This window comes from Mesorhizobium sp. M1322, from assembly GCF_040318085.1.
In the GTDB taxonomy this organism is placed as follows: Bacteria; Pseudomonadota; Alphaproteobacteria; order Rhizobiales; family Rhizobiaceae; genus Mesorhizobium.
This window is the reverse complement of record NZ_JAMYLP010000069.1, coordinates 20,017-31,449: the sequence shown is the minus strand read 5'-3', so window position 1 is coordinate 31,449 and position 11,433 is coordinate 20,017. Positions and strand designations below refer to the sequence as shown.

The window sequence follows — 11,433 nt, the reverse complement described above, 5'->3', positions numbered from 1 at the left end:
ACAGGCCCTGCCGATGCAAATCCAGTATCATCATCATCTCCCCGATCTTGATCACCGAAATCCCTCTCCCGACCATCAGGAGAAGCATCAACGATTACGCGCCGCCGGTCTCCCGGAGCGCGCTCCGGAAGACCGGCGGCAGCGCTATACTGGGGAAGATTCAAACGACACTTCTGGGGAGTATTGAGCCGGCATCGACACCAATCCACGCCGATCGCCACCAGCACCGCCTGGCTGGCGATCACGCCTGCCTCGCGAGCCCGCTCGTAGCGCGCGTCCAAAATGAGATACGGATAGCTTTCCTCGAGCCGCTGCGTGAAGAACGCCTTGAGCGCCTCATCCAGCCGCATCGTCGCCTCGCTCACCGTCGAGGCCGAGAAAGAGTGGCCGCACAGTTCCTCCGTCACCGCCTTCACCTTGCGGGTCGAGACGCCCTGCACGTACATCTCGACCAGCGCCGACACCAATGCCTTCTCCGAACGCTGGTAGCGCTCAAACAACTCCGTCGAGAACCGGCCAGCCCGATCCTGCGGGACGCGAAGCTCCAGCACCCCGACCCGCGTCACCAGCTTGCGCTCGTAATAGCCGGACCGGTAACTCGTCCGCTCCGCCGTCCGCTCCCCTTTCTCGGCCCCGATCGCCTCCGTCATCTCGGCTTCAAGAACCTCCTGCACGACACTCTGCAATGCCTGGCGAAAGCCGTCCTCATCCGACAACAGCAACGCTTTCAACTCGCCTCTGCTCAGTCTAACGTCTCGATTGGTCATGGCACTTCCCCTTCCACGGGAATCGGTGATCGCAACGTCACCACCGTGCCATGGCCGCTCGCCCCTCAGAGCAAGCGCCGTTCTCTCTCCAAAACTTTTTGCAGAACCTTCGGCACACTATCCCGGTAAGCCGGACCAAAAGGCTTCAGGTCAGGATCCTCGACAGAGCGACGGTTATGGACTGCGCAGGCCAACGACCCGTGCCCGACCCCAAAAAAAGTTTCCGCTCGTCTTTACGGGCGCGATACAAAGGGCACAGGCTGGACTTGGCTGCCGGGGGCGGGGCTTGTCGACCGCTCGATCGAAAGTGAGAGACGAGGAGGAGAATCACCGACCTGCAGAGCGGCAAGGCGCTCGCCTACCTCCCTGTCAGTCACCGTTAGCCGATGGTTTAGACGAAGATAGTCCGTCCATGTCGGCGTGCGGAATGTCTCGGTCCAAAGGGTCGAGTTCTGAAGATCGCGCTGGAGGGTCCAGTCCCGCGCACCGGCACGGCTCTGAACGCGCCGCCTTTCGCGCATGCAGCTCAGAAATTCCTCGATATTCTCCTCGGGTATCGAGTACTCCACCTTGATCACGATCGGGCCGCTCCTGGGCTTCAAATCGAGGGCCAGTTCTGGTGGCCTGAAGTCGAAGGCCCCTTGATCCGATTCCTCCCATAGGCGGACCGGCAATAGCTTTCCCACAGCTGCAACCAGCAACAGCGCCGCTGCAGCACCTTCCAAAGCCCACGTCAGGGAATAGTTCTGCGCGACAGCACCCCAGATCCAGCTACCCGCTGCCATGCCGCCGTAGGTCAGGGCGTAATAGATCGACAGGGTGCGACCAACGACCCACCTTGGGCTTGCCAACTGCACACACACGTCGGTTCCGGTCCAGGTGACAACCCAGCCTGCGCCAGCGATTGCAAGCGCGATCGCTGCTACGGCCACCGATGATGTGAGAGCCAGTAAAAGGCAACACGTTGCGCAAGCAACGGACGCGAGCGTGATCAATCGATTTTGGGACGTGATGCGTCTGAAGTAGCTATTGCCAATGCCCGCGATGAAGGCGCCTGTGCCGAAGCCGGCCAACAGGACGCCGTAAACAATTGGCCCGCCTGCCAGTTGGTCGCGAACCACGAGGGGGAGCAGAGCAAGGATCGAGATGCTTGACAGCCCGAACAGGGTTGCGCGCACGATCGCCACTCTGATCTCAGAGGAGATTGCCGTGAAGCGCATGCCATCATGAATGGCCGTCGTCATCCGCTCGCGCGGAAGAGGCGAAGAGCGAACTTGCCACTTGGAGCGCAGCACAGCGCTCAACGGGACCAGGTCGGTCAGCGCAGCGAAGGCGAAAGCCGTAAGGGGGCCTAGCAAAGCCAAAATTACACCGCCCAGCGCCGGTCCTATGCTCCGAACCACGTTGTACCCCACCGACATCAGCGTCACTGCAGCGGGTATGTCGCGCTTTTCCAGGATGTCGCCGACCGAGGCGTGCCAGGCTGGATCATTCAAGGCAAAGCCGCATCCCGCCAAGAAACACAGTCCCAAGATCAGCCATGGACTGACAAAGCCCAGTCCAACAGAGAGAGCCAGCGCCGTGGATGCCAGTGCGATCAGGCAATGTCCGGCAAGCATCACGCCGCGGCGGCTGAAGCTGTCTGCAATCGCTCCAGCAAGGATCGACAAGAAGAAGGCGGGCAGTGTCGATGCAGCCTGCACGAGCGCAACCATTAGATCGGAGGCTGAGATCGTTGCCATAAGCCAGCTTATAGCCACGCTCTGCACCAGCCAGCCAAGGCTGGATATCTGCGTGGCCGTCCAGATAGTACGAAAGACTGGGTTCCGAAGCGGGGCAAGCGCCGGTGGAACGGCCGGATGAGACTCTTCGCGCTGCATACGTTTTTTGCCTTCGACCAGCCGATTGTTAACTCGCTGTTGAGAATGGAGCGGTGCATCCCAGGCATGACCCAGCACTCGCTTCCTATTTGCAGCTATCACTCGGGTACCGAGTCAAATCGGTTGAAGCCCCCAAGGTTTTAATGTGAGTAACTCTCAGCAAAAAAGAACGCCCAGCAGGAGCCGGAGCTCGCTGCCGGGCGGGTGCGCCTTGGGAGGTGGCGTACTTGGAATCCTTGGTAACCTTGTAAGATGGCACCACGATTGTAGCGCACTCAATCTACCGATCGACGCGAATGATGCTCCATCAACGCAGGAGTTCGGCGTGGGAGGCCCCGCAGGTGCATAAAAGCAATGGGCGAGCGCCATTATGCGTGTCCGGACATCGTCGGGAATGCGGCTCCAGATGCGGCCCGGGGCATCGGTCGGGAAGGGGCTAAAGATTGCTAGCGCGCCCTAGGCCACAACCGTGCCGTTTCAGAACCGAGCGTCGACGAAGTGTGCCAGTTGGGCTCCCACCTTATAGTAGGCTTCCTTGAGCGCCCGGAAAGTGGCGGTTTCCGGGGTAGTGAAGGGAAGGGGCAGATCCGCGTCTCCGACATTCCCGAGAACATGGTCGGCCAGCACACGCCCAAAGACCGTGGCTGGCGAAATTCCACGGCCGTTATAGCCGCAGATGCTGACTACATTCGATGCGAAGCGGTGAAAACGAGGCAGGTGGTCATTTGTTGTCCCAATCATGCCATACCACTCGGCTTCGAATTCAACCGCCCCGATCTGCGGAAAGAGCTTGCGAATAGCACGCCTAGCCCATGCTCGGTGAATCCCGGCACCCGTGCCCCCGAGCGCGCCTATACTGCCGAAAACCAACCGTCCCTCTTTGTCCAGCCGAAACGAACTCAAGATCTTCTTCGTATCCCAGCAGCCCTCGCGGTTGGGAAGAATCGACTTCTGTAGTTTGTCCGAAAGCGGGCGGGTTGCCACATTGAAATAAGGAAGATGTACCTGCTCATACCTAAGCTCTTGCCAAGGCGCTTTGGTGTAAGCGTCCGTTGCAACTACGATCCAGTCCGCCTCGACCGATCCGCTCGATGTGCGCACCGTCCACCTACCGTTTGATCGCTCGGTCGCGGTGACCCCACTTGAACTATATACCTTGGCTCCTGCAGAGATAGCAGAGCGTGCAAGTCCTCGTACATAACCGAGTGGCTGGATAGTTCCCGCGCGCAGGTCGAGAAGTGAGCCGGAATAGGCTGTTGTACCAATATGTGCCACCGTCTCCTCTGCATTGAGGAGCTTCACGGGCGCGCCCCGTTTCTGCCACTGCCGCTCACGTTCCCGGAGCTCATTTAGTCCCGCTTCCCCGACCGCGCAATGAAGCGTACCGTTCCTCACTGCCTGGCAGTCGATGGCATGCTTTTCGATCAGAGACCAAACTTCGGCAGGCCCATTACCGAGAAGTTGGAGCACGTCTTCACCGAAAGGTGCCCCTAGACTAGATTTCACATCCTCCGGCTTCATCCATAGGCCGGCATTGACTAAGCCAGCATTGCGCCCCGAGGCGCCAAAGCCAATCTCCACCGCCTCAAGCACACTGACGTTTACACCGGCTTCCGCCAGGTGCAATGCGGTCGAAAGTCCTGTGTATCCGGCGCCAACTACGACTACATCTTGCTTATGGGCGTATCGGAGAATGCTTGTACGTGGAGCCGCTGGCGCGGTTCGCTCCCAGAGCCCATGGGAACGACTGTTATTTAGCATGATCATCCTTTCATACTCTCACTCACACGGATTGGCCCTGTCGACAAAACGCTACGTGATGGCAAGTTGTGGTTCGTTGCGGGACTCTCAGAGAGATGGGCATGCACGAGGGGGCGCAGGGTCGTCCAGCCCACTAGTTCGGCTGCATCAAGAAATTTCGCGCGGAGTCACAGAGGACGACAGCCCCTATCGACAGCGCCCGCTCGTCGACCCGGAACCGCGGATGGTGGAGCGGGTGGACCGCACCGAGTTCCTCGTTGCGAATGCCCAGCCTAAAATAGACCGAGGGGCACTTCTCGCTGTAGAAGGCGAAATCGTCGGCGGCCGTCCAGCCCGGCGCGCTCAGCATGTTGTCCTGCCCCAAAAGGCCGGCACCGGTTCGGCGGATGATCTCTACCATGTCCGGGTCGTTGATGACCGGTGGTTCGCCACGCCTCAGGTCCACCTCGGCACTGGCGTTATGGCTGGAAGCCACGCCTTCTACAATCTGACGCAGCCTCTTCCAAGCATGCTGGCGGGTCGCTTCATGCCCGCTGCGGATCGTACCCTTCAGCCTGGCCTCGGCGGCGATCACATTGTAGGCGCCGCCGCCTTCGATGCCAGTGATGGAGACGACCAACGGGTCATACGGATCGATCTCGCGCGACACGATTTTCTGCAACTCCGTCACCATCGAGCAGGCGACGGCGATGGCGTCGACGCCTTCGGACGGTTTTGCGGCGTGCGCGGAATTCCCGGTGACGGTGATGTCGAAATTATCGCACGCAAGCGTATACGGCCCCGCGCCGACCGCGATCTTTCCGGTCGCGGTATAAGGATCGACATGGATGCCGATCGCCGCGTCGACGTCGTCCAGCAGCCCTTCTTCGATGACCCGGCGGCCGCCGAGCGGCTCCGCCTCCTCGGCGGGCTGGAAGATAATGCGAACGGTACCGCTGAACGATTGCTTCTGGCGCTCCAGGAGAACGCTGGCAGCGTAGCCCATTGCGGCGTGAGCGTCATGGCCGCAGGCATGCATGATGCCCGGGCGCTCGGAGCTGAACGGCGCGCCCGACGCTTCCGTGATCGGCAGCGCGTCGATGTCGGCGCGGATGACGACCATGCGATTCGAGGGACCGGCCGCACCGACGACATCGACGGCGAGACCGAAGCCGGCCACGGGTCTGATGCCGCTCAATCCGGCGTCTTCGAGCACCTCTCTCAGATAGGTCTGCGTCTCGCTCTCTTCGTTCGAGAGCTCCGGGTTGCGGTGGAGGTGGCGGCGGATCTCGATCATCCGGCGTTCCAGCGCGAAATCCATCAATCCACAGCCAGCTTCAGCGTTTGACATGGATCTCTCGCGGGAAGCTGGTCAGCGTTTCGCAGCCGTCGGCGGTGACGAGGATCGTTTCGCTCATTTCAATCCCCCAGCCGTCCATCCACATGCCGAGGATGGAATGAAGGACGTTGCCCGGCTTCAGGATTGTCTTGTCGCCCTGGCGCAGGCTGATCGTGTGTTCGCCCCAGTCCGGCGGATAGGCGGCGCCGATCGAATAGCCGATGCGGGACTCCTTCTTCAGGCCGTAGCGCTGGATAACCTTCCGCCAACTCGCCTCGACGTCTTCCGCCAAGACGCCAGGCCTGATCGTCTCAAGCACAGCCTCTATGCCTTCGAGCACGGCCTTGCCCGTGTCGCTGACCTTGGCGGGAATGGCACCCAGCTGAAGCGTCCTCGCCAGACCGGCGGCGTAGCGGCGGACGACACCGGCGAGTTCGAGCGCGATGGTTTCGTTGTCGCCAAAGCGTCGGTCGCTCCACATGATATGCGGCGCCGAGGCATTTTCGCCACCCAGTATGGTCGGCGGCAGGGCGGTGATGTCGCCAGCAAAATCCGGCGAGCCGGCTATCTGGGCGGCCTGGATTTTCGCGATGGCGTCGCACTCGCGCACGCCTGGCGCAATCACCTCATAGGCCGCGGTGACCGCAGCCTCGGCAAGGCGCGAGGCTTTGCGAAGGTAGCCGATCTCGGCGTCCGACTTGACGCTGCGGATCCAGTTAACCAGAAGGTCGGCGTCCTGGAAGATTGCATTGGGCAGGCCCGCGGTCAGCCGCGCATGCGCCTTCGGCGAATAGTAATAGGCCTCGAGCTCGATGCCGATGTTGCCACGCCCCCACCCCTTCTTCTCGATCCAGCCGGCAATCCAGTCCATTGGATGGCGGTCAGGCCGCTGGACGTGATCTTCTGGGAAGCCGACAATATTCTCGGGCTTCATCCATGCCGTCAGCCGCCCGCCAGCGGCATCCATGGCGCGCCCGATCCAAACGGGCTCCTCGTCCGCAAGCGGTATCAGCACCAGTTGCGGCGTGTAGAACGACCATCCGTCATAGCCGGTGATGTAATGCTGGTTAGCGACGTCGTTGACGATCAGCAGATCGAGGTTGCGGCGCGCCATTTCGGCGCGGATGGTGGAAAGCCTGATCCGGTATTCGGCCAGGTGGAAGGGCAATGCGATCATATCGAAATCATCCTATTCTATCGCGTCCGAGTGTCTTCACCTCCCGCCAGTGCTAGTAAGCGGACGGAACCGAGCCGATTTGCAACAGGACAATCGACAAGACCTGATCGAAGGCGGAACTCCTTCGAATGCCCTTCCTCGGCTGGTATGCTGAGGCCATTCAGCAAAAGGAGCGCCATAGCCGATCTTGGTCGAACGCGGCGCTCCGCTAGTGGCAGTTAGGCATTCTTTCGTTACTTAGCCTCCGATCGATTTGCCGGCCTCTCTTTTCCTCTGTGCGGCACGATCTTATTCTCTTTCGTCGGCAAACTGGTAATCGTGACTGATGCGGTGCGCATCCGTAAGCGTCGCGGTACGCTTTTGAGAAGTGCGATGCAGAGACAAAGCCGCAAGCCATCGCAATTTCAACGACCGGCAGGCGCGAGCTGATGAGTAGCAGGTGGGCACGTTCCAGACGAAGATCCAAATAATAGCGGCTTGGAGAACATCCCAATTCTCGCCTAAAAAGCCGCTCGATCTGACGGCGGGATAGGCCGGCTGACTCCACAATGTCGTCTAGCAGCAATGGCTCCGTGAGGTTTGACTCCATCTGCTCGATTACCTTGATGACTGCCTGATGGTTTGGTTGCACTCGAGAATGAAGAGGTAAACGTTGGCGGTCACCGGCGGAACGGGTCCGCCACACGATAGCTTTTTCGCAGATACGGTTGGCGACTATCGTCCCATGCTGGCCGTCAACCAAATCCAGGAACATGTCGAAGGGGGCGTCCCCCCCGGCGCAAGTATATAGATCCCCGTCCCGCTCGAAGGCGGTTTGAGTGGCTACCACACCTAAGAATCGCTCGGAGAATATAGGAAATTGCTCCCAGTGAACCGCGCAACGCCGCCCTTCTGCAAGCCCCGCCCGAGCAAGCACAATCGTACCGCTACTTATCCCAACCAGGCTGCCCCGGCGGTTGCGACACTCTCGCAGCCAGGCATCAAGCTGTTTGTGCGGACTCGGAGCATTGCGGCCGCCGACGACCACGACAGCCGGTGCTGAGATCGATCGACGAGTTCTTTCACGTTCGAAGGACAACGAAGAATCGGCACAAACTAACAACCCGCAACTCGAGGCAGCAGGTTGCCCATCATCCGAAATGACCTGCCAGCTATACACGTCCCGGCCCAACACCTCGTTGGCGAGCCTCAGCGCTTCTACTGCCGATGAGAAAGCCTGGAGTGAAAAAGCCGGCAGGAGGTAAAAGCAAAAATTTCCGCATGTGGACGGTAAGTCTAGCATCCCGGTTGGTTCCTTTCCCGTATTCGACAGGTCCCTAGCGAAAGCCTGCTGTCTGCCGGTCCGAGGCGATCGCTTCAGGTTCCGAGCTAGGCTCTGCTCTCACTTTTGGGCGCTTTCGGAGCTGGCCCGTTGCGGTCGGGCCCATGATTCTCCCGACAAGTGTCACTCGACCCGGTGAACCGCACCGTGGAGCGGGCCAAGCCGCGCCTGTTGAAGGATCGGGCAGATCTTCAGCGCGTGTTGGCACCGCGATGTCGTCCGTCTAGATGTTAAGCCCGTCTCGCGTGAGCTCGTCCATGACGAAGCGCACTGAGCTTTCAGCGATGCCAACGATTTCTTCGACTTCAGATTTGGTTGTCACCAGCGGCGGAGCGAAGCCCAGGATATCGCCGTGCGGCATGGCCCGAGCGATAAGACCGCGTTCACGCGCTGCCTTGGAAATTCGCGCGCCAACCTTGAGTGTCGGATCAAAACGCGTCCTGTTGTCTCGATCGGCCACAAACTCGATTGCGCCCATAAGACCAACGCCGCGCAGTTCGCCAACGATCGGCAATTGCGCGAATTTCTCCTTCAGCTGCGCTTGGAAGAATGCACCGACCTCGCGAGCGTTCCCCGGAAGGTCTTCTTTCTCGACGATGTCCAGCACCGCGTTGGCCGCGGCAGCCCCGATCGGATGACCTGAATAGGTGTAACCGTGCGAGAATGCGCCGACCTTGTCCGCCCCGTCCTCCAGGACCTCGTAGACCTTTTCACCGACGAGTGCCGCGGAAAGTGGGAAATAGGCCGAAGTCAGACCCTTTGCGATCGTGATGAGGTCTGGCTCGATGCCGTAGTGCTGCGAGCCGAACATGGAGCCAGTCCGACCAAAGCCGGTTATGACTTCATCTGCAATAAGCAGCACATCGTGCTTTTTGAGCACGGCCTGGATTGCTTCCCAGTAGCCTTCCGGCGGAGGCGTGATACCGCCGGTGCCGAGCACCGGCTCGCCGATGAAGGCGCCAACATTGTCCGGGCCCAGGCGTTCGATCAGCTGATCAAGTTCCTCGGCGCGCCGCGCTGAAAATTCGCGTTCGGACTCGCCTGGGTTCGCGCCCCAGTAGTGATGTGGAACACCGGTGTGAACGATCTGCGGGAGCGGCAGGTCCATATGGTCGTGATAGAAGCTCATCCCCGTCATCGAGCCGGACACGACGCTGCACCCGTGATAGCCGCGTTCACGCGAGATGATCTTCTTCTTGTTCGGCTTGCCACGCAGATTGTTGTAGTACCAAACAAGCTTGGCCTGGGTCTCGTTTGCATCCGAGCCTGACATGCCGTAGAAGACCTTGCTCATCTTGCCCGGCGCCATCTTTACGAGGCGATCGGAAAGGATCGCGAGCTCGTCCGTCGTGTGGGCAGCGTAGGAATGGTAGTAGGCCAGACGGAAAGCCTGGCGGGAAATCGCTTCGGCGACTTCGGTGCGGCCGTACCCGACGTTGACGCAATAAAGACCGGCGAACCCGTCGATCAGCTGGTTGCCATGCGCATCTTGGATGCGAATGCCTTTGCCCGTCTCGACGATGGTCGGATCACCGAGCTTGCCGGTGGCAAAATCCTTGAGCTGCGTGAAAGGATGCAGGACAGCATTTCTATCCTTTTCGCTGATATCCTCAATGTTGATAGTCATACGGCTTTCCTTTCAGTCTGCGATGTTACCGATGCACACGTATTTGGGTTCGAGATATTCGGCGAGACCATGTCTTGAGCCCTCGCGGCCGAGGCCAGATTGCTTCCATCCGCCGAAGGGTATGGGAGCGCCGGTGAATTTCGGGGTGTTGACGGCGACCATGCCATACTCCAATTGGTCGGTCAGCCGCATGGCGCGGTTCAGATCTCTTGTGTAAACGTAAGCCGCAAGGCCCATTTCCGAGTTGTTGGCTCGCGCAATCACCTCCGCCTCTTTATCGAACGGAAGGACTGCAGCCACCGGCCCAAAGGTCTCTTCCTTGGCGATCAGCATGTCATCCGTGACGTCGGCGAGAACAGTCGGGGTCACGAAATTGCCCCCGAGCGGACTGTCCTGTCCGCCAACAACGATGCGGGCTCCGGCACGAAGAGCTTCGGAAACCTGTCGCCTGCACTTTTCCGTTATAGATGGTTTGGTCATTGGGCCAATGTCGACACCGGGCTCGAATCCGTGCCCGACTTTCAGTTTACTGGTGGCCTTCGCGAATTCTTCCACAAAGCGCTGATAGCTTCCCCGCTGGACATAGATCCTATTGGCTGCCAGGCAATCCTGACCGGATGTGGCGAATTTGGCTGCCATGCATCCAGCCACGGCGGTCTCCAACGGTGCGTCATCAAAAATAATAAAAGGAGCATTGCCGCCAAGCTCAAGTGACGCCTTTTTCAGGGTTTTTGCGGACTGCTCGAGCAGGATCCGGCCGACCTCGGTCGAGCCCGTGAGGGAGAATGCCCGCACATCGCTATGATCCAACAGCCGTTTTGCGAGCGGGGCAGCCTCTCCCGTGATCACTTGAAACACGCCGGCGGGGACTCCTGCGTCCTCGGCAAGACGGGCAAGCGCCAGAGCTGACAAAGGCGTTTCCGGGGCGGGCTTGACAATCATGGTGCAGCCGGCAGCCAGCGCGGCTCCTGCCTTCCTGGTGATCATCGCCGACGGAAAGTTCCAAGGGGTGATAGCGACTGTCACTCCGACCGGCTGCATCTGCACAGAGAGTCGGCTGCCCCTAAGATGGCTCGGGATGGTCTCGCCATATGCCCGCTCGCCCTCCGCTGCAAACCAGTCAAGAAAGCTAGCGGCATAGGAAATCTCACCGCGCGCCTCGGTCAATGGCTTGCCTTGCTCGGCGGTCATGATGGCGGCAAGGTCTTCCGCATTCTCGCGCATACCTGCGGCCCATTTCCGCAGGTATGCGCCCCGTTCCGAAGGCACTACATCGCGCCAGCTCACGAAAGCGTTTTTTGCGGCGGAAACAGCGTCGTCGACATCCGAGCGTTCGCATGCCGATACATGTGCGACTTCTTCGCCGGTCGCCGGATCGACCACCGAGATTGTTTCAACCTTGGAGAGCCAAGCGCCATTCACATAGGCGCATTTTTGCAGAAGGTCCTGCCGTTTGAGCCTCTTTAATGCGGCGGTTGCTGAACCTTTCATCTGTAACTCCAAATCAACTGTTCATTTCCGTCAACCTAGCCCCGCAACTGCGGTGATTGGCAGCGCGATGTGGCGCCGCCAGGGCGTTCTC

General features: G+C 59.8%; 8 protein-coding genes. All 8 read right to left on the bottom strand.

Features of this window, described 5'->3' with window-relative positions; genetic code table 11:
* Window positions 1-767, bottom strand: a 767-nt coding sequence (locus tag NKH12_RS22195) for an IS256 family transposase (RefSeq protein WP_352955091.1), incomplete at its 3' end; no start/stop codon positions are given.
* Window positions 768-1,000: 233 nt separating this feature from the next.
* On the bottom strand, window positions 1,001-2,647 hold the full coding sequence (locus tag NKH12_RS22190) for an MFS transporter (protein WP_352955094.1): 1,647 nt from the start codon (window positions 2,645-2,647) through the stop codon (window positions 1,001-1,003).
* Between the two features lie 477 nt (window positions 2,648-3,124).
* Window positions 3,125-4,408 (bottom strand): NAD(P)/FAD-dependent oxidoreductase, encoded by a 1,284-nt coding sequence (locus NKH12_RS22185; protein ID WP_352955093.1) that lies wholly within the window; start codon window positions 4,406-4,408, stop codon window positions 3,125-3,127.
* Window positions 4,409-4,541: 133 nt separating this feature from the next.
* The gene (locus tag NKH12_RS22180) at window positions 4,542-5,738 is read right to left on the bottom strand and encodes a M20 metallopeptidase family protein (RefSeq protein WP_352955090.1); all 1,197 of its coding nucleotides are present in this window, start codon (window positions 5,736-5,738) and stop codon (window positions 4,542-4,544) included.
* Window positions 5,725-6,903 carry a M24 family metallopeptidase gene (locus tag NKH12_RS22175; RefSeq protein ID WP_352955089.1) on the bottom strand — a complete coding sequence of 393 codons (1,179 nt, stop codon included), beginning with the start codon at window positions 6,901-6,903 and terminating at the stop codon, window positions 5,725-5,727. Before NKH12_RS22175 ends, NKH12_RS22180 begins: the two co-directional genes overlap by 14 nt.
* Window positions 6,904-7,111: 208 nt before the next feature.
* Window positions 7,112-8,185, bottom strand: a complete 1,074-nt coding sequence (locus tag NKH12_RS22170; RefSeq protein ID WP_352955088.1) for a GlxA family transcriptional regulator — start codon at window positions 8,183-8,185, stop codon at window positions 7,112-7,114.
* A gap of 262 nt (window positions 8,186-8,447) precedes the next feature.
* Entirely contained in the window at window positions 8,448-9,851 is a 1,404-nt protein-coding gene (locus tag NKH12_RS22165) for an aspartate aminotransferase family protein (RefSeq protein WP_352955087.1), read from the bottom strand.
* 12 nt (window positions 9,852-9,863) lie between these two features.
* Window positions 9,864-11,342: an NAD-dependent succinate-semialdehyde dehydrogenase gene (locus NKH12_RS22160; RefSeq protein ID WP_352955086.1), complete on the bottom strand. Its 1,479-nt coding sequence runs from the start codon at window positions 11,340-11,342 to the stop codon at window positions 9,864-9,866.
* Between the last annotated feature and the right edge of the window lie 91 nt (window positions 11,343-11,433).

What these genes read in the sequence shown, in the direction of transcription:
- NKH12_RS22190 (WP_352955094.1), bottom strand. Translation starts at nt 2,647, where the DNA reads ATGCAGCGCGAAGAGTCTCATCCGGCCGTTCCACCGGCGCTTGCCCCG.
- NKH12_RS22185 (WP_352955093.1), bottom strand. Translation starts at nt 4,408, where the DNA reads ATGCTAAATAACAGTCGTTCCCATGGGCTCTGGGAGCGAACCGCGCCA.
- NKH12_RS22180 (WP_352955090.1), bottom strand. Translation starts at nt 5,738, where the DNA reads ATGTCAAACGCTGAAGCTGGCTGTGGATTGATGGATTTCGCGCTGGAA.
- NKH12_RS22175 (WP_352955089.1), bottom strand. Translation starts at nt 6,903, where the DNA reads ATGATCGCATTGCCCTTCCACCTGGCCGAATACCGGATCAGGCTTTCC.
- NKH12_RS22170 (WP_352955088.1), bottom strand. Translation starts at nt 8,185, where the DNA reads ATGCTAGACTTACCGTCCACATGCGGAAATTTTTGCTTTTACCTCCTG.
- NKH12_RS22165 (WP_352955087.1), bottom strand. Translation starts at nt 9,851, where the DNA reads ATGACTATCAACATTGAGGATATCAGCGAAAAGGATAGAAATGCTGTC.
- NKH12_RS22160 (WP_352955086.1), bottom strand. Translation starts at nt 11,342, where the DNA reads ATGAAAGGTTCAGCAACCGCCGCATTAAAGAGGCTCAAACGGCAGGAC.